Raw genomic sequence first — 17,517 nt, forward strand, 5'->3', positions numbered from 1 at the left:
TTCTAGCGGACAGAGTAGGCCCCTGCGGCGGCAGGTAACTGCAGGGATAGGGATCCCAGCGGGGCCAAGGTGGTGCCGGGGTAATAAAAAGCGAGGATTTGCGCCGCGTTCAACCCCCGCCGCGCCAAGGTATAGGAGCCGTACTGGCTCAGGCCCACCCCATGGCCAAAGCCGCCGCCGATAAAGCGATAGCCTACCAGTCGCTCCCCTTGTTTTAGAGGCTCTATCCGAAATAGGGTGCTGTAGAGGCGGGGAAAAGCCAAGCGCACCTGATCCTTGCGCAAAAGAATCGAGTGGAGCCCTTCCGCCGTCTGCAAGTCCAACTGCAGCGCCTGCACCCGGCCACTGACAGAGCGCTCCAGAATCTCCATCCCCGCAATGCTGCTCCAAATGGGCATTGGGATCCCCAGATAGTCTTGGCCGGCTCGCAACTGGGCATTCAGCTCCTCCAGCGATTGGGAGAACTCCCAGCGGAAGAGGCGCGACACCCCCGATTCATTAAAACCCTCCCGCCGGGCCAGGAAGGCTTGCAAGTCGTTCTCCTGCCGCAAATCGAAGGGCTTATCGGGCGGGTGGGCGATATCCACCTGCGGACGCAGATAGGGGCGCGGCTCCCCGTCCCAAACCTCTTCAAACGCCGCCGATACGCCGCCGTTGGTGGAAGAATAAACGGCATCCACCAGCTCGCCGTTGTAGGTGAGCACCAGGCCGCTGGTCTGGCGAATGGCTTCGTCGGCCCGTGGGTGGGTGCCGCTCAGCCCCTTGTAAACCTGGCAGTGGGTGTTGGCACAGAGCTGGTAATCGTCGATCCGAAAGCGGTGTAGGTTCTTGAGGGCGTAGGTGCGCGCCAAAATCGCCTGGGCAGCCATGGCGGCAAAGGGAGCCCCTGGCCCCACCTCATGGGGCACCACCCCCCGCAAATAGGTTTCCAAGGGCACAGCGTTGACCACCGTATAGCTGCCGTAGGCATTGGGCTGAAGGGTAATGGATCCGGCATAGTAGCGGTCGTTCACCCGCAAATAGCCGGCATCGGAGGTCACCCGGAGGCGGGTGCGGTGGTAGCGAAAATGCTCATGCACCCAGCTCAGCTCTGCCCGTTCGCGTCGCTCCTGCACCTCCAGCCGCACCTGAGGGATCCCTTCTTTCTGGGCATATTGCTGAATCTGGATCAGTTGTTGGGGGGTGTAGGCGCGGTTGGCCCACACCTGCCATTCCTGCGGTTGGGCGATCTCGGTGTGGATGCCCAGAGATTCCCAGTAGTTGGCGCTGGCCTCGGCGCTCTCGAAGCTTTTGTGGCTGCTGAGGATGAGGCGGTACACGGTTTCCGGGCTGGCCAGGGCGCGGTTGACGATCCCAACAGTAACTTGTGGGAGGCGCTGCGTCTGGGTGCTGCCGTCTGCTTGAGCAAATTCCAGGGTGAGGAAAGACCCCAGCGGCGCTGCCAATTCCACCTGATCTTGCTCAGAAAGGCCAAAGCGTTGCACAATGCCCACGTGTAGGATCGGGTTTTCGGGGGTGGCCGCCGCGGACAATCGCGCCGGCGAAACAGGGTTCTCGGCCTCTTTGCGCACCCCGGTCGCGTCAGCGGCACGGAGCACCAAGGCTGTCAGCAACAGGCCCAAGCCGGAAATGAAGGTGCTTTGTTTGCGCCAGCGGAGCGGAGTCCTTAAAAACCGGCGAGGTTGGGCAGTAGGAGACTGACAACTGGCCATGGCCGCTTTATCCTAAAACACACCCTGTCGATTGTACCCGCATCTTTTCTGGCCTACCGGCAGCGGTGCAAAGCCCTATGGATGCTGTTCCCGACAAGGAGTTCCCCATCGGACGGAGCCCTGACGTGGCCCGCTCTGCTTTGCGCAAGGGATCCGGCTGGCGGCTGGGCTGGGATCCCTCCCGCTCCCCCTTTGTGGCCCTGGTGGGGGGAGAGACTTGGGCGCTGGAGCTCACCCAAGAGGAGTGGCAAGCGTTTGCGGAAGGGGTGCAGCGCCTGCAGCAGGATCTGGAGGCCATCGCCTCCCAACTGATGGCGGAGGAAAGCATTACACTGGAGCAGACTTTCCCTGTCTTGACTTTGATAGCCAGCGGCAGCGCCACCGCCTGGGGCCTCTACCTGCAGTTGCACCAGGGCCGGCGCGGCGAAGGTTTTTGGCCTGCTGACGTCGTCCCCGAACTCTGTCGGGCCGTTGCTCAATTTTTTGACCCAGCCTCTTGAGCAAGCCTGCAGGGCAACTCTCCCGACAGGCCTGGCCCTTAGCCAACCATTACTCCCGTCAACACCCGAGAGAATCCGTGACATCCACTACTTTCCCCCGCAGGTTGGCAGCGGCATTGGCATCCGCATTATCCAAGAAACTTGCCTGTGAACTGTACGCCTCATCGACCTCGATGAAGTCCCGCTCCCACAAAATACCCAGGAGCAGCTCAACCTAGCCCTGTAGCTTGCCCCCAAAGCGGATTCTGAAGGACATGGGCTGTGCTGGAATTGAACCAGCGGCTCCCACCGTGTCAAGGTGGTACTCTACCACTGAGTTAACAGCCCCTCTGAGCGATGCCGACGCACACCTGGGCGGAAGGTCGGAAATTGATAATATCACATTCAACCCGTGCGATTGAGAATCAGCTTGACTCGAGAGTGGGTGCTGAACCGGCATCCTATTTTTGCAAATTTAAATCGAAGGGATGTTCGGATCCGGCCAACAACTGGTAGTGCAACACCTGCGGCGGGCGAGCAAAGTAGGGCCCGATGAGGGCACGCCAGCGGACAAAGTTTTCCGATTGGCGGAAGTTGACCAGATGGGCCTCTAGGGATCCCCACTGCACCAGCAGCAGGTATTGCTGGGGGTGCTCCAAACAGCGCTGCAGTTGGTGTTGCCGATAGCCATCGGTTTGTTGCAGATAAACGAAAGCCTGGCCGATGGCAGCTTCAAAAGCAGCTTCCGAGCCGGGGGTAATTTCAAACCGGGCCACCTCCAGGACAGGAGCCGTGTTCATAGGCTATGTGTGCAGACCACACTCGGTTTTGGCTGTGCCCTTCCAGCGGCCGGAGCGGGGATCCGCCCCCGGCTCTACCGGCGCCGTGCAGTGGAGGCAGCCGATGCTGGGATAGTTGCGATCGTGCAGGGGATTGTAAGGGATCCCGTGGGCGAGGATGTATTTCCAGACTTGGCCGTTTGTCCAGTCGGCAAGGGGGTTGAGCTTGAGGCGGTTGCGCTTGGCATCCCACTGCACCTTGCCAATATCGGCGCGGGTGGGGGATTGCTCGCGGCGCATCCCGGTAATCCAGGTGGTGCAGTTGGCCAGGGCGCGATTCAGGGGCTCTACCTTGCGAATGTTGCAGCAGAGGTCGGGGTTGGTGCGGTACAGCTCTGGCCCATATTGCGCCGCCTGCTCTTCGGGGGTGAGCAGAGGTTTGAAGATCTCCAGTTGCAAGTGAGGGTAGCGGGCCAACACCTGTTGCTGCAGTTGCAGGGTTTCCGGGAAGTGAAAGTCGGTATCCAGGAAAAAGGCGCGCACCTGCGGGCGAATGGCCGTGAGCAGATCGATCAACACCAGGTCTTCCGGGCCCAAGCTACAGGCCAGCACCAGCCCATCTCCAAACTCCTCTACCCCCCAGGCCAGCAAGTCACTGGCCGACAAGGGCTCAAAGTGCTCGCTCAGAGAGGCTACCTGGGGCTGATACTGTTCTCGCACGGCCTGGGCCGCCAGCTCCCAGCGGCTAGAAGAAGAAGAAAGGCTTGCCGTCATAGGGGGAAGACACCGAATGCAACGATCCTCGTCTTTATTAATCTACACTAATTCGGTCAAGCTTTGGGATTTTTGGGCTACGAGGCAGCGGCGGGCAGAGGTAGGGATCGGGATCCCCTGGCACGGAGGGGGATTTGTCCCCAGCGATCCCGTCGGATCCCCATAACCAAGCCGTGCCAGAGGGGGCTGGGATCCGGCTCCGGCAGGTGAACCCAGTGGTAGCGCAACACCCCTCGCCGTGGGTTGATATCCAGCTCAAACACCCGCAGAGCCGAAACCGGCCCCACCAGCGGAGGTGCCGTCAGGTAAGGGATCCCATCTCGCACATACACCTTCGGCACATGCAGATGCCCGCTCAACACCGCCACCACCCGCCCGTGATTGGCCAGGAGGGTGTGTAGTGCCGAGGCTTGCTCGCTGCGGAGCCGGTACTTGCGGAACAAGACCGCATCCATCTGGGTGGGGGAGATAAAAGGAGGCTGATGGATGAGCAGAATCAGCCATTCCTCGGGCACCGCTTGTAGATGTTCGCTTAGCCAGTGCAGTTGCGAGGGACGCAGCACACCCTGAGGCAAGGGGAAGTGTCCTAAACTAGCGTCGAGGGCAACCAGGCGGATCCCGGGCAGAGGGGAAAGGCTGTAATCGACATAACCGGTAGGAGCTGGGGACAGGGGGAATTGGCTTTGGCACCAACGGATGAACTGATCCCGGTTGAAGCGCCCTTTTCTCCTCAAGGTATCGACATCGTGGTTGCCCAGGCTGAGGTAGTAGGGCACCCGCAGTTGGGCGAGAATCTCCCGGAACAACTCAAAGCTCTCCGGATCGGCTTGATCCACCAGATCGCCGGTAAACAGGACAAAGCGCAGATCGGGTACTTGGTTGAGATGGGCAACGGCAGCTTGCAACTGGCGGCGAGGGGAATCGGACATCCACCAGCAGCGGCAGCCCGTCTCGGGCATCAGGTGGACATCTGAAACTTGAGCAAAGCAAATGCGTTGGGTTGCCATTGTCTAGGTACTTATTCACACCCCACGCCCGCATCATAAGTCAATAACTAGCTGGAGGGCTATGGGCTTCTCTTAACCTCTGCCGCGATGACCTCACCCCCAGCCCCTCTCCCAGAGGGGGAGTTGTGGTTGCTGTGATTTGGAATCGCCACAAATGAGTCTGATTCTTGTTCCGGCGCCGCTGCCGAGCAACCGCTAGGGTATAGGGACACAGATCTTCGACAAGAGGATCCCTCAGTTCAAGCAAGGAGAAAACATCATGTCTGCTACCACCCTTGTTCGTTGCGCCTGTGAACACTGCAACTGCAGCTTCGAAAGCAGCCAAGGCTATCGCTACGAAGGCCAACTCTACTGCAGCGAAGCCTGTGCCACCCATGACCACGCCCACCCTTCGCCTTGCTGCGTGGCCTCTCACTGCTGTCAATAGCAGGTTGGCAGGGATCGCTCACCCCGGCTGTTGCTTTCCGGGATCCTGTGTTGCTTCTCTCCCTGGGCAGTTTTTGATACGCTCCTAAGGAGCTCTATCCCCGTCGGCCCGGGGGCCGGCCCAACCCGTTGGCATGGAATACCGCTGGGATCTGCTGCCCACTCCACCCCAGTTTGATCCGGAGCTGAGCCGAGAATACGGCAAGTATGCAGCCAAGGTGCTGGCCTTGCGTGGGCTGCACAGCCGGGAACAAGCGCGGGCCTTCGTCGATCCTGATCAGTATTCTCCCACGCCAGCGGGATCCCTGCCGGATCTGGAGCGGGCAGTAGCACGCCTGTTGCAGGCAAGAAAAAGAGGAGAAACCCTTTGCATTTGGGGAGATTTCGACTGCGATGGCGTTACCGCCACCAGCCTCTTGCTCTCGGCGTTACAGCCCTTGGGCTTCCGAGTCCAGTTCACCCTACCGCTGCGCAGCAGCGAAGGGCATGGCTTGAACCCCCAGCGGCTACAGCAGGTGCTGGCCCAGGGCTGCCAAGTGCTCCTGACGGTGGATTGCGGTATGGGCAATGCCGCCGAGATTGCCGCCGCCCAAGCCGAAGGGGTGGACGTGATCGTGACGGATCACCACACGCTGCCGGATCCCTTGCCCCCTGCCCATGCGGTGGTCAACCCACTGCGCCTGCCAGAGGAACATCCGCTGCGCTTTCTGCCGGGGGTGGGGGTGGCCTACAAGCTGGCGGAGGCCCTCTACCAAGCGCTGGGGATCCCAGGCGTAGAAGAGCACCTGGATCTGGTGGCGGTGGGGATCGTGGCCGATGTGGCGGTGTTGCAGCGGGAGTGCCGCTACCTGGTGCAGCGGGGCCTGCCCGTGCTGGCCAAGACGCAGCGCCCGGGGCTGCGAGCTCTTTTGGATCAGATGGGCAACGGCCAATCCTCAGGAACACCAACAGCCCAGGATATCGCCTTTCGCCTTGCTCCCAAGCTGAACGCCATTGGCCGTTTGGACGATGCCAGCCTGGCGGTGGAGCTGTTGACCACCTCCGATCCGCAGCGGGCCCAGACGCTGGTGGAGCATTTTGTTGCCCTCAATGAGGAGCGTAAGCGCCTTACCCAGCAAGTGATTCAAGAGGCCGGCCAACAGGTGGAAAGCCTAGATCTGGGGCGGGAGGGGGCGATTGTCCTGGCCGGAAGCGGCTGGAACCCAGGGGTTTTGGGGATCGCCGCGGCGCGCTTGGCGGAGCAATACGCTTGCCCGACGGTGTTGATCGCCAAAGACGAGAGGGCGGGACGGGGCTATGGGTCGGGCCGCTCGATTCCAGGGGTGAACCTGGTGGAGGCCATCGAGGCCGTGCGCCCCCTCTTGCTGGGGGGAGGCGGACACCCTATGGCTGCCGGGATCCAAGTAGATCTGTCTTGCCTGGCCGCCGTACAACTGGCTTTGCGGCGGGAGCTGGCCGCGAGGGTCAGCCCGGATCGCCAAGCTCGCGCCCTGGCGGTGGAGATCGTCATCGATTGGGAACTGTTGGCCTCTCAGGGCCGGGATAGGGTGGCAGAGCTGGACGAGGTGTATCGGCAGTTGCAGCTTCTGCAGCCCTTTGGCCACGGCAATCCCAACCCCGTCGTAGCCCTGATGAACGTTTGTCGCGGCAGCGTCAAGCTGGGGGCTTCCCAGAATGGCCGCCACTTAAGGTTTGATCTGCAAGGCAGGCTGGGATCCCGTACCCTCTGGTTTTGGCAAGCCGGCGAAGAGCTGGAGCAGTGGCAAGAATGCCAGGCTATGGACATCGCCCTGCAGTTGGAAGCGGATGACCAGGGCAGACAACCCTGGCAAGGCAAAGTACTGGCGCTGCGCTCCTCTGGCGACTGGCAGGCGCCCACCGTTTCCGCCACCCGTCTCCAGATCCAGGATTACCGGCAACGCCCCCTGCCGGATTCTCTCAGAGAAGCCGTCTGCTACAGGGGGCAGGCTCTGCCCCTCGATCAAGACTTCCTCCCGTCGGCAAAAACAGCTCTGGTGCTGGCCCGCTGGCCCTGGCTGCCGACGGATCTGGCCCAACTGCTGCAACAGCTACAGCCGCAAACCCTGATCCTGGCTGCTTCTGGCCACCGCTGGGAGCAGATCGCCCAACTGCAGGCACTCTGGCAAGCGGGCCAACGGGATCCCGACGCTCTGGCGGCAGCGACTGGCCTGCCTCGACAGTGGCTAGCGGAATTGCACAGCCCAGAGGAAATTCCCACCTTGCTGCTGGGCCGCATCCGCGAATCCCAAGCTTTCCACCGCTGGCTGGACGAGGCCAGCTCCGACCAAATCGCCCAGCTCTGTCAACGGCTGCTGCAACCGGATCCCGCGCCGGCGGCTTTGTCTCCGAAGTAGAGGTGAGGGATCCCTTCAATTCCCGCAAAAAAGTTGGCAAGGCTTGGGATCTGGCCAACCCTTTCAAGGCCGACGCGATACTCTAGATCAAACGGCTTAGCTCTAGCGTTTTGCCGCACCCAGAGCCCAGTCTTCCGTGATCCCGGTTCGCCTGACCTTACACCATTTTCTCTGCTACTCTCACGCCGTTTTGGATCTGCGCGGGATCCACACCGCCTGCATTTGTGGCCCCAACGGGGCGGGCAAGTCAGCTTTGCTCGACGCCCTTACCTGGGGCCTCTGGGGACAAAGCCGGGCCAGCAACGACAGCGATCTCATCCGCAAAGGTGCCAGTGAAACCTGGGTGGAAGTGATTTACCGCTCGCGGGGGCAAACCTACCGCATCCTGCGCAGCCGCCACCTGTCGGGGGAGGGATCCCTGGAGTGGCAAATTCAAGCTGGAGAAACCGCCTGGCGCAGCCTAACCCGCCGCGGCATGCGCGCTACCCAACAGGCCATCCAAAGTCAGCTTGGCCTCGACTACGATACCTTCATTCACTCGGCCTACCTGCGGCAGGGACGAGCCGATGCCTTTACCCTGAAGCGCCCCGGCGAGCGCAAGCAGATCTTGGCCGATATGCTCAAGCTGGGCCAGTACGACCTGCTGGCCGAGCGCTGCCGCGAACAGGCTCGCAGTGCCAAGCTGAAAGCGGATCTACTCCAAGAGCGCCTGCCCAAGCTGGAGCAACAGCAGGCCTCTATCGAGCAGATCCAAGCCGAACTGGAGCAGCTCCAACAACAGCAAACCCATCTGCAACAGCTCCTGGCCCAACAGCAGCAGGAATTACAGTCTCTAGAGCGGGCCTATGAACATCGCCACACCCTAGAGGAGCGCCACCGGCAACTCACCCAACACCTGCACAAGCTCAGCGCCAACCTGCACCACACCGAACAGCAGTGGCGAGCCCAACGACAGCACCTGCTGCAGTTGGAAGAGCTGATCGCCCAAAGCGAGGAGATCCTGGCGGGCTACGAACGCTATCAGTCCCTGATGGCCCAAGATCGCCATCTTCACCGCCTCTTCGAGCAACAGCAACACCTGCTCCAAGAGCGCCAAAAGCTGCAGGCCCAACAAGCTGAGTACCAACAGCAGCAACTGCGCAGAATGCAGCGGCTGCAACAGGAATTGGCCGCCTGCCAGGCCCAAGCCCAGGCCGATGCCCAGGTGCTGGCAGAAGGGGAGCGCATCGAAAACGCCCTCCACCACTACCGGCAAGCCCAGGAGCGCCTGCAGATCTTGAACGATGCCCAGGCCCAAGCCGCCGCCCTCCTAGAGCAACAACGGCACTGGCAAGAGCAGATCCGCCGCGAGCGAGAACGCCTGCAAGCCCGCCTCCAGCTCCTCAAGCAGCAACTGCAAAACCAGGAAACCCTGGCCCAACAGCAGCAGCAACTGGCCCAGAAAATTGCCGCCGGCGTCGCAGCCCTGGCCGAGCTGGAGCAACGGCGTCTCTACCAACAGCAGGTGCTGGAAAAAATTCAAGAGCGCCGCCTCTTTGTGCAGAAGCTGCAGGAGCGGCAGCGGGTTCTCCAGCACCAATGGCAACAGGAGGAAGAGCGCTGCCGCCTATTAGAGGCTCCTTGGGAGGCCTTTCCCGTTGGCGATAGCAGGACGGAGTCCTTTCACCCCGAGCGGCTGGATCTCGGGGATCCGGATCGCCCAGATCCTTACAATCCAGAGCAAGAAAGGCACCACTCCGCCCCTGCCTTGGCGGGGGTGAAGTCGATGGCAGAAGGTGGGGAGGAAGAACACCCAGAATCCGAAGCCACCCCGGAAGCAGCCTTCTCAGAGCAGCCTGCCGCGCCTGCGCCGGCACCGTCCACCCAGGCGTTGGCTGTCCCGGAATCCCACCTTTGGGTTTGCCCCCTCTGCGCCCGTCCGCTCAGCCCGCACCTGAGGGATGTGGTGCTGCAAAAGCACCGCCAGCGCCAAGAAGAGATTGCCGGCGAGCTCTTTGTGATTCGCGAGCAACTGGCGGTGGCCGACCGGGAGATCGGGCTGCTGCAAGAGGAAGCTCGGCGTCTTGAGCAAGAATTGGCCGCTTGGGATGAGCGTCTGCACCTCCAGGGGCGGCTGCAGCAGCAGTGGGAGGCCGGGCAGGAGCGGCAGCGGCAACTGGAGGCTTGGCGGGCAGAAGCGGCAGAACTGGAGCAAATCCTCAACCAAGAAGCTTATGCCCCAGAGGCGCGGCAGCAGCTTGCCCAGATCCAGCAGGCCCTGCAACACCTGGGCTACGACGAGCGCGAACACGCCCTGCAACGGGGAGAGGTGGAGCGCTGGCGCTGGGCCCTGGGCCGCTCCCACGAGCTGCGCAAAGCCCAGGAGCGCCGAGCCCAGTTGTGTGAACAGATCGCCTCCCTACAAGCGCAACTGGAAGCCCTGCAACAGGCGGGATCCCCTGACTCGCCGCTGGCAGAACGCCTGGCCCAAATCGAGCAGGCGCTGCACCACCTTGGCTACGACGGATCCCTGCACCAGCAGGTAAAAGCAGAACTGGCCCAGGCGCAACTGTGGCCGGCCCGCCTGCAGGCCCTCCAAATAGCCCGCCAGGAGCTGCCGGAAGCCACAGCCCGCAGCCAGATCTTGTCCCAACGCCTGCAGGAAAGCCGGCAGCACTTTGCCCAGGCCACCCAAGAGCTGGAAGCGCTGCAGCAACAACTGGCGGAGCAGCCTGAGGTCTTGCCCGCCCACCTGGAAGGGATCCGCCAAGCTCTGCAGGAGCACCGGCAAGGGCTGGATCAGGTGCTTTCTCAAATCGGGGCGGCCCAACAGCGGCTGCAGCAGGCCCTTGAACAACAGTCGGAGCGGGCAGAGCTAGAGCGACAACTGCAGCAGGCCCGCCGCCAGCAGCAGGTGTACCAGGAGCTGGCCAACGCCTACGGCCGCAACGGCATTCCCGCCCTGATCATCGAAAACGTTCTGCCAGAGCTAGAGGCCCAGGCCAACCAGATCCTGGGCCGCCTCACCCAACACCGCCTCCATCTGCGCTTTGTAACCCAGCGCTCGGGGCGACGCTCGGACAAGCTAATTGAAACCCTCGACATCCTCATCGCCGATCCCCGCGGCACCCGCCCCTACGAGACCTACTCCGGCGGTGAGGCCTTCCGCATCAACTTCGCCATTCGCCTGGCCCTCTCCCGCCTGCTTACCCAGCGCTCCGGCTCCGACCTGCAAACATTGATCATCGACGAGGGGTTTGGCTCCCAGGACGCCACCGGGCGGGCCCAGTTGCTGGCGGCCATCAACGCTGTGGCCTCTGACTTTGCCTGCATCCTGGTGATCACCCACATCCCCAGTCTGCAAGAGGCCTTTCCCCACCGCATCGAGGTGCAGCCCTCCCCCCAGGGATCCCGCCTCTCCATTCGCGGCTAGTCATTTGGCTGGTCATTTGAGGAGTTGCCGGCCCGGCTCTGGAGCCACTGCTGCAGCAGGGGAATTATAGTCTCGCCAAGCTGGCTCCACTGGCCGGGCTTTTGGGCCGTGGTCAGCAGCTCCACCCGCTCCCCTCGGATCACCAAAAAGCCCACCGGCTCGATGCGCACCCCGCCCCCCGCTCCGCCAAACAGGCTGGCCGGATCCCGTCCGTTGCTGCGAAAGCCAAAATGGCCCCCTCCTCCGCCAACGCCAAAATAGAGCGACACGTAGGGGACAATCGTTGTGTCGCCAATGGTAATCGGCTGGCCAAAGGTCTGTCCCGTCTCCGCCAAAACCGTCAGCTTGCTCAGCACCGCCTCCAGGACGGCTTCCACCTCGAAATCGGAATTGGAATCGGATCCCATTTGTGACGTTTGCGTCAATGCTGCAGGCCAGCTCCAGAGGCCACCAGGTGAAGAACCAGATTGACTGTAGTTGCCTCAAACAAGGTTAAGATACCTTGCCGCCTACCCAAGTGCTCCGCGCCGCTACCCTCACCCCCGGCCCCTCTCCCTCAGGGACGACCCTCACCCCCAACCCCTCTCCCTCAGGGAGAGGGGAGTTAGGAATAGTGCTCGGCGCCAGGTGCTTTATCGTAACTTCATCCAAGAAAGGCTACTTACCCCCACAACTGACTCGGGCCGACACCGAGAAAGGGGAAGCTCCTGCGCCGCTTTTAATCCTCGTCAGGAGAGCCAGAGTAGAGATCTTCCAGGCGGCTGCGGGCTTCTTCCAGGCTGGTCGAACGAATCACCAACAAGGGCTCTTCCGTCAGGTTGCCTTCTTCATCCAAGAGCTCTGGGTGGGGCGCCTGTCGGCGAGCCCGACGGGGCGAGGCCTTGCGCTCTTCTTTGCCCAACGTGATGATATTGGCCACCAGGTTACGCAGGGCCACAAAGGCGATGGCCACGAAAGCGATAAGGTAGAGGATCTGCAGCATCACGGGTCAGATGAGTCAGAGGAAGGGTGAATTTGGCGGAAGCGACGGCCCAGCTCGGCGCACTCCATCAGCAGGTGATGCCATTTTGCCATCAGCGCTGGGTCAACGCCAACTTCATTCTCCGACAACTGATAGAGGGCTTCTGCGGCTTGCAATTCTGCTTGGGCAGCCAAAACCCGCTCCAGAAGGGCCTGCTGCGCCTCTGGGCTAATAAATTCTAGGGTTTCTTCTTGCAAAAAGCGGCGGGAGCGCTCAAACCAGTAGCGGTAATCTTCCAGTAGGGGCCCCAGAATCTCTCGCAGTAACTTGGCTTTGCTCATCATTGGGATCCCTCCGCGCCTGGTTTGCTGAGAGCATCTTAGCTGAACTTAACCTTCTCCCGCCAGGGATCCCTGGGTGGCCTCCAGGCGGGCTTCCGTCTCCAGCAGCAGGGCTTCCAGCTGGGGCACCAGCTCTAGGGCCTGCTCTTGCCAGTAGCCCCGCTGGTGGGCTTCCAGCAGCCGCTCGCTCATATCCCGCAGTGCCCAGGGGTTGTGATCCCGCAGAAACTGCTGCACCCGGGGATCCAACAGGTAGGCGCGGGCCACCCCGGCGTACATGAAATCGGGCACGGCGTGGGTGGTGACGTCGTAGGCAAAAAGGTAGTCGAGGGTGGCGGCCATCTCAAAGGCGCCTTTGTAGCCGTGGCGCATTACGCCGGCAATCCACTTGGGGTTGACGACGCGGGCGCGATAGACGCGGTCGATCTCTTCGGCCAGGGTGCGGATCTTGGGGTTGTGGGGACGGGCGTGATCCCCGAAGTAGATTTGGGGGTTGCGGCCCTGGAGGGTGCGCACGGCTGCCACCATGCCCCCCTGGAACTGGTAGTAGTCATCGGAGTCGAGGAGATCGTGCTCGCGGTTATCCTGGTTGTGCAGGACAATTTGCAAGCGGGCCAGTTGCCGCCGCAGAGCTGCGGGGGCCGGCTCTCCCTCGCCCTCGGCCCGGTAGGCGTAGCCGCTCCAGGTGAGGTAGGCGCGCGCCAGATCCGCCTCGGTTTCCCAGTTTTGCGCCTCGATCAGCCCCTGCAGCCCGGCTCCGTAGGCCCCTGGTTTGGAGCCAAAGATGCGCAGCCGCGCCCGCTCTGCCGCTTCTGAAGGCGGGATCCCTTGCTCCTGCCAGTACTGGGTATCGGCCAGCACCTGGGCCCGCAGGGGGTTGTCGGCTTCCGGTTCTTCCAGGGCGGCCACGGCCTGCACAGCCCGGTCGAAGAGGGCAATGAGGTTGGGAAAAGCATCGCGAAAGAAGCCGGAGATGCGCAGGGTTACGTCCACGCGGGGACGGCCCAAAGCCGCTACAGGCAGAATCTCGATATCCACCACCCGTCCCCCCTCCCAGCGGGGCCTAACCCCCAAGAGCGCCAGCGCCTCCGCCCAGTCCTCGCCGCCGGTTCTCAGGGTGGCAGTTCCCCAAACGGATAGGCCCAGGTGGCGGGGATATTCCCCCTGCTCTTGCACGTAGCGCTCCACCACCCGCTCGGCGGCCAGCGAGCCAACTTGCCAGGCAGTGGGGGTAGGAATGGCGCGGATATCCACCGAGTAGAAGTTGCGCCCGGTGGGCAACACCTCCACCCGGCCCCGCGTGGGGGCGCCGGAAGGGCCGCTGGGCACATAGCCGCCATTGAGCCCGCGCAGGAGATTTTCCAGCTCCTGGGGCGTTTGCTGCAGGCGGGGGAGCAAGTCCGTCTCGATCCAGCGCAGCACCTGGCTGGCCGCCGGCCCCGGGGGCGGATCGTAAGGGATCCCCTGTAGCCGCTGGGCAATCCAGAGGCGGGCCTGGGCCTCTAGGGCAGCTACCCCATCCCCGATGCGGCGAAAGTTCTCGCCCATAGAGCTGGCTGGCTAATTCCTCAAGTAGACGGCTGCCCCTAGGCCGACCAGCATTTCTTCGGGGGTAATTTTGCCATCTTGGTTGGTGTCGAGGGCATCGAAGACGCGATCCGCCCCCATCCACTCCTCGCGGGTAATGAAGCCATCCCCATCCAGGTCGTAGATGCGGAAGACATCCTGGGCGGCGTGGGTAATCGTTTCCTTGGCGCCCTCCAGCTTCTGTAGCCGCTCGGTGAGCAGCCTTTCCAGCACCTCCAGCGCCTTGGAGAAGCCCTGGATCCCTTCTTCCAGCTTTTCTGAAGCCATGCGGTTTTCCCGGTGCATCTGGTCGAAGGTGGCTCGATCCATCACCAGACGCGGGATGTCCATTTTCTTAGCTTTTTCCGGATCCAGTTTGCGCTCCAGGTGGCCTTCGGTGTTTTGCAGCTCCGCCAAGAGAACTGGCGAGATGGTAAGCAGATCGCAGCCGGCCAGCTCGATGATTTCCCCAATGTTGCGGAAGCTGGCGCCCATCACTTCCGTCGGGTAATCGTATTTGCGCAGATAGTTGTAGATCTGGGTTACCGACTGCACGCCCGGATCTTCAGCAGGGGGATAGCTCTCCCGGCCTGTGTGTTTTTTGTACCAATCCAAGATGCGGCCCACAAAGGGCGAGATGAGGGTTACCCCTGCTTCCGCACAGGCAATGGCCTGGTGCAGGCCAAACATCAGAGTCAGGTTGCAGTGGATCCCTTCTTTTTCTAAGATCTCGGCGGCGCGGATCCCTTCCCAGGTCGAAGCAATTTTAATCAACACCCGCTTGGGATCCGCCCCTGCCGCCTTGTAGAGCTCGATGAGGTAGCGGGCCTTGGCTACGGTAGCCTCGGTGTCGTAGGAGAGGCGGGCATCTACCTCGGTCGAAACCCGACCGGGGATGATGGAGAGAATGCGCACGCCAAAGGCTACCGCCAATTCATCGATGGCGTGGGCCACTACGGTTTTGGTGTCGGCTTTAGATCCCAGTTCTTTGCGGGCCTTGAGCAAGGTCTCATCGACAATGCCCTGGTACTGGGGCATTTGGGCGGCTGCTGTGATCAAAGAGGGATTGGTGGTGGCATCCTGCGGCTTAAAGGTCTCAATGGCGTTGATATCCCCCGTGTCGGCCACCACGACGGTCATCTCTCGCAACTGCTCCAGCAGGCTCTTGCTCATACTCCCCTCCTTAGCTATCGCGCTTCTGCGACCCAGTCCTAGTGTCGCCCACCCAGGCAAGGGATCCCGGTAGATGTGAGATTGTCTTAATTGTCTGCCCCACCGGTGTGGGGACAACGCGGCGCCCGCTCCTGGACTGGTGGCGCCGGTTCGGTTCACCCCCACGGGTGTGGGGACAACGGTTATTGGTCCGCAGACCAGTGGGCCCAGAGGTCGGTTCACCCCCACGGGTGTGGGGACAACCAGGAACAGGCCCGCTACGGCACGCAACTAGGGCGGTTCACCCCCACGGGTGTGGGGACAACGGTGTGTGTGGGGTTACCGTCCGGCAGCCCAGTCTTCGGTTCACCCCCACGGGTGTGGGGACAACCTTTTGGCTAGTCAGGCTAGCCAAGGCTCTCTTCTGGTTCACCCCCACGGGTGTGGGGACAACGGACTGGCGCGGGCTCAGGGGCTGGCCCCCGCTCGGTTCACCCCCACGGGTGTGGGGACAACGGGTTTGGGTGTGTCGGGGCGTGGTGGCACAGTCGGTTCACCCCCACGGGTGTGGGGACAACGGATGTAGTGATTGAGGTGCGCCATGCAACCTTACGGTTCACCCCCACGGGTGTGGGGACAACGGGTTGATGGACAGTGAGGCACTGGCCACAGAATCGGTTCACCCCCACGGGTGTGGGGACAACGGCGTCGGTATCGGCCTGGGCCCGGCGCAGGGTAACGGTTCACCCCCACGGGTGTGGGGACAACTGTCTTCCCTCTGTCCTCTCCCTCTCCCTGCCTAGCGGTTCACCCCCACGGGTGTGGGGACAACTGCCCAGCGCTGTGTTTTGCGTCGCAACGGGCGCGGTTCACCCCCACGGGTGTGGGGACAACGGATGGTGTCGCCGGCCCAGGTGACGTTTGCCAACGGTTCACCCCCACGGGTGTGGGGACAACTTGCAGAGCCACCCCCGCAGGAGTAGCTCTACGTCCGGTTCACCCCCACGGGTGTGGGGACAACGGGGCGGGGGCCTGGTGGTTGGTGTCTACCTTACGGTTCACCCCCACGGGTGTGGGGACAACGGAGAGAGAGATGCAGGGAACACCACCCGGAAACCTTGGTTCACCCCCACGGGTGTGGGGACAACTTGCCTATCCAGGGGCGGTCAAGGTGGGGGGATTGGTTCACCCCCACGGGTGTGGGGACAACTGCCAATCGGTCTGACCACGTGAACCGTCGCGCTCGGTTCACCCCCACGGGTGTGGGGACAACACTTCGATTTTTGCCGATTTTAGTAGGTTTTGACCAGCAGCACCCCTTCTATGTCTACTAGCTGCCGCGAGGGATCCCCGATGCTTCTGGCCCAGAATCCCTGCTCTGAGTTGATGGAATAGACCATCAGTGCAGAGCCGTCGCCGATTTTGCTGGTCACCCGCGCCCACAGTTCTTCTCGAACCAGAGCCGAGACGCGACCGACAAAGACCCCCGCCTTGATCTCAAACAGCCAGCGGCTTAGGTCTCCCCTCAAACTTGCTGGGACATTCTCCAAGATGAAAACCACCATTAGTCCGGCGTTGCCTCATCTAGATCTTCTCCGTAGCTCACTCCCCCCTCAACAGCTCCCTTCTCGTTATCCCAAAGAGCACCCAAAGGGCTAGACTCGTCCTGAGTAGCTCTGAAGCCGAGGATGGCGTCAACATCGTCTATGATTCTCTGCATCAACCGATGCTCTACAAACTTTTCTCGACACAGTTGCCTGGTTCTCGACTCAAAGTTTGGCATCAATTCAGCGGCAGCCTTGAAGGCAGCAGGAATAGTGATCTCTGTTTTGTAGAGATCGGCAACATCATAAACAAAAGATAAGGGCTTGCCTATGTGAATAAATCCCAGCGCAGTTGAATAGCCTACGGCATTGAGCGCTGCCTGGCAAACAGAGTAGAGGCAAGTATTGGCAACAGAAAGAGCTCGATTAACGGGATCAGCACATTCCCATTCCTTGAGCTTATAGGAGCGTCCTTTCCACTTTACCCCTGTTTCCTTGCTCAGGCGATTGTAAACAGTTCGCACTCGCACTCCCTCTAGGCCACGAATCTGCTCAAGGGTTAGCCCTTCTTTTAAAGGTTCGGGAAAGCGAAAGGAATACATACGCCGAACCACTTCCATATGCTGGACGGGATCTGCCCAGAGTTTGGCCTGGTGATAAAGCCTTTCCACGCTGCTAGAAGGATGGGATCCGCTGGCATAGAAGCGTAGCCCATCTTCGCCAACCCACTGGACTGAGCAGAGGCCATCGGCCAAGTTCTTAATAGCAGCGTGAGTAATTGCCGTTCCGGGGCCTAGCATTAAAGTTGTCAAGCTGGCACAAGGGATTATATATCTGCCATCTTCTTGCAAAACGGCAACAGCTTTAGCATCTTGCTCAATTCGGCACCGTTCCACATAGACGAAGCTTATGCTATCTCGAACCTTTGGGATAGAACGTAAACTTTTCGCAGTTGTCTTTGTGCTCATAAGATACTCTCCTTTAGAAGG

The 17,517-nt window shown here is 61.3% G+C and carries 14 protein-coding genes, 1 tRNA gene, 1 pseudogene and 1 CRISPR repeat array; of the genes and pseudogenes, 4 read left to right on the forward strand and 12 right to left on the reverse strand.

The annotated features are described in order from the left end of the window. Window positions 1–2 precede the first annotated feature (2 nt). Window positions 3–1,712: a SpoIID/LytB domain-containing protein gene (locus NW862_RS01615; protein ID WP_414333829.1), complete on the reverse strand. Its 1,710-nt coding sequence runs from the start codon at window positions 1,710–1,712 to the stop codon at window positions 3–5. A gap of 77 nt (window positions 1,713–1,789) precedes the next feature. Between NW862_RS01615 and NW862_RS01620 the strand changes: the two genes are divergently transcribed. Beyond that, window positions 1,790–2,212, forward strand: a complete 423-nt coding sequence (locus NW862_RS01620; RefSeq protein WP_414347960.1) for a DUF1818 family protein — start codon at window positions 1,790–1,792, stop codon at window positions 2,210–2,212. Window positions 2,213–2,467: 255 nt separating this feature from the next. Here the strand turns inward: NW862_RS01620 and NW862_RS01625 are convergent. From NW862_RS01625 to NW862_RS01640, 4 genes are all read right to left on the reverse strand, one after another. Further along, window positions 2,468–2,539: transfer RNA gene (locus NW862_RS01625), tRNA-Val, on the reverse strand. A 113-nt stretch (window positions 2,540–2,652) separates the two neighbouring features. Then, window positions 2,653–2,991: an antibiotic biosynthesis monooxygenase family protein gene (locus tag NW862_RS01630; protein WP_414333826.1), complete on the reverse strand. Its 339-nt coding sequence runs from the start codon at window positions 2,989–2,991 to the stop codon at window positions 2,653–2,655. Between the two features lie 3 nt (window positions 2,992–2,994). After that, entirely contained in the window at window positions 2,995–3,744 is a 750-nt protein-coding gene (locus tag NW862_RS01635) for a phosphoadenylyl-sulfate reductase (RefSeq protein WP_414333824.1), read from the reverse strand. Window positions 3,745–3,821: 77 nt separating this feature from the next. Continuing rightward, window positions 3,822–4,751 carry a metallophosphoesterase family protein gene (locus NW862_RS01640; RefSeq protein ID WP_414333822.1) on the reverse strand — a complete coding sequence of 310 codons (930 nt, stop codon included), beginning with the start codon at window positions 4,749–4,751 and terminating at the stop codon, window positions 3,822–3,824. 259 nt (window positions 4,752–5,010) lie between these two features. On the opposite strand from NW862_RS01640, the gene NW862_RS01645 reads away from it, so the two are divergent. From NW862_RS01645 to NW862_RS01655, 3 genes are all read left to right on the forward strand, one after another. Further along, window positions 5,011–5,178, forward strand: a complete 168-nt coding sequence (locus NW862_RS01645; RefSeq protein ID WP_414337946.1) for a hypothetical protein — start codon at window positions 5,011–5,013, stop codon at window positions 5,176–5,178. Between the two features lie 133 nt (window positions 5,179–5,311). Then, window positions 5,312–7,552 carry a single-stranded-DNA-specific exonuclease RecJ gene (gene recJ / locus NW862_RS01650; RefSeq protein WP_414426855.1) on the forward strand — a complete coding sequence of 747 codons (2,241 nt, stop codon included), beginning with the start codon at window positions 5,312–5,314 and terminating at the stop codon, window positions 7,550–7,552. 136 nt (window positions 7,553–7,688) lie between these two features. Beyond that, on the forward strand, window positions 7,689–10,964 hold the full coding sequence (locus NW862_RS01655) for an AAA family ATPase (RefSeq protein WP_414426856.1): 3,276 nt from the start codon (window positions 7,689–7,691) through the stop codon (window positions 10,962–10,964). Here the strand turns inward: NW862_RS01655 and NW862_RS01660 are convergent. The 7 genes and pseudogenes from NW862_RS01660 to cas1e all read right to left on the reverse strand — a co-directional run bounded on the left by NW862_RS01660 (window position 10,961) and on the right by cas1e (window position 17,496). Beyond that, window positions 10,961–11,389, reverse strand: coding sequence for a GerW family sporulation protein (locus tag NW862_RS01660; protein ID WP_414337951.1), 429 nt, complete (start codon window positions 11,387–11,389; stop codon window positions 10,961–10,963). The genes NW862_RS01655 and NW862_RS01660 overlap by 4 nt on opposite strands. A 293-nt stretch (window positions 11,390–11,682) precedes the next feature. Next, window positions 11,683–11,946 carry a DUF2973 domain-containing protein gene (locus tag NW862_RS01665; protein ID WP_414333816.1) on the reverse strand — a complete coding sequence of 88 codons (264 nt, stop codon included), beginning with the start codon at window positions 11,944–11,946 and terminating at the stop codon, window positions 11,683–11,685. Next, window positions 11,946–12,266, reverse strand: coding sequence for a DUF2605 domain-containing protein (locus NW862_RS01670; RefSeq protein ID WP_414341527.1), 321 nt, complete (start codon window positions 12,264–12,266; stop codon window positions 11,946–11,948). Before NW862_RS01670 ends, NW862_RS01665 begins: the two co-directional genes overlap by 1 nt. Before the next feature lie 48 nt (window positions 12,267–12,314). Continuing rightward, a pseudogene (locus NW862_RS01675) lies at window positions 12,315–13,799 on the reverse strand (cobaltochelatase subunit CobN); the annotation flags it as partial. 27 nt (window positions 13,800–13,826) lie between these two features. Next, window positions 13,827–15,005, reverse strand: coding sequence for a transaldolase (locus NW862_RS01680; protein ID WP_414368812.1), 1,179 nt, complete (start codon window positions 15,003–15,005; stop codon window positions 13,827–13,829). Window positions 15,006–15,156: 151 nt separating this feature from the next. Then, window positions 15,157–16,257: direct repeats of the CRISPR family, unit length 29 nt; unit sequence CGGTTCACCCCCACGGGTGTGGGGACAAC. Window positions 16,258–16,276: 19 nt separating this feature from the next. Then, window positions 16,277–16,549: a type I-E CRISPR-associated endoribonuclease Cas2e gene (gene cas2e / locus NW862_RS01685; RefSeq protein WP_414335467.1), complete on the reverse strand. Its 273-nt coding sequence runs from the start codon at window positions 16,547–16,549 to the stop codon at window positions 16,277–16,279. Further along, the gene (cas1e, locus tag NW862_RS01690) at window positions 16,549–17,496 is read right to left on the reverse strand and encodes a type I-E CRISPR-associated endonuclease Cas1e (protein ID WP_414335466.1); all 948 of its coding nucleotides are present in this window, start codon (window positions 17,494–17,496) and stop codon (window positions 16,549–16,551) included. The genes cas2e and cas1e overlap by 1 nt, the downstream gene beginning before the upstream one ends. Between the last annotated feature and the right edge of the window lie 21 nt (window positions 17,497–17,517).

Source organism: Synechococcus sp. H55.8 (assembly GCF_047462375.1).
Lineage (GTDB): Bacteria > Cyanobacteriota > Cyanobacteriia > Thermostichales > Thermostichaceae > Thermostichus.

Coding starts and splice junctions, on each gene's coding strand:
- NW862_RS01615 (WP_414333829.1), bottom strand. CDS start 1,712: ATGGCCAGTTGTCAGTCTCCTACTGCCCAACCTCGCCGGTTTTTAAGG.
- NW862_RS01620 (WP_414347960.1), top strand. CDS start 1,790: ATGGATGCTGTTCCCGACAAGGAGTTCCCCATCGGACGGAGCCCTGAC.
- NW862_RS01630 (WP_414333826.1), bottom strand. CDS start 2,991: ATGAACACGGCTCCTGTCCTGGAGGTGGCCCGGTTTGAAATTACCCCC.
- NW862_RS01635 (WP_414333824.1), bottom strand. CDS start 3,744: ATGACGGCAAGCCTTTCTTCTTCTTCTAGCCGCTGGGAGCTGGCGGCC.
- NW862_RS01640 (WP_414333822.1), bottom strand. CDS start 4,751: ATGGCAACCCAACGCATTTGCTTTGCTCAAGTTTCAGATGTCCACCTG.
- NW862_RS01645 (WP_414337946.1), top strand. CDS start 5,011: ATGTCTGCTACCACCCTTGTTCGTTGCGCCTGTGAACACTGCAACTGC.
- recJ (WP_414426855.1), top strand. CDS start 5,312: ATGGAATACCGCTGGGATCTGCTGCCCACTCCACCCCAGTTTGATCCG.
- NW862_RS01665 (WP_414333816.1), bottom strand. CDS start 11,946: ATGCTGCAGATCCTCTACCTTATCGCTTTCGTGGCCATCGCCTTTGTG.
- NW862_RS01670 (WP_414341527.1), bottom strand. CDS start 12,266: ATGAGCAAAGCCAAGTTACTGCGAGAGATTCTGGGGCCCCTACTGGAA.
- NW862_RS01680 (WP_414368812.1), bottom strand. CDS start 15,005: ATGAGCAAGAGCCTGCTGGAGCAGTTGCGAGAGATGACCGTCGTGGTG.
- cas2e (WP_414335467.1), bottom strand. CDS start 16,549: ATGGTGGTTTTCATCTTGGAGAATGTCCCAGCAAGTTTGAGGGGAGAC.
- cas1e (WP_414335466.1), bottom strand. CDS start 17,496: ATGAGCACAAAGACAACTGCGAAAAGTTTACGTTCTATCCCAAAGGTT.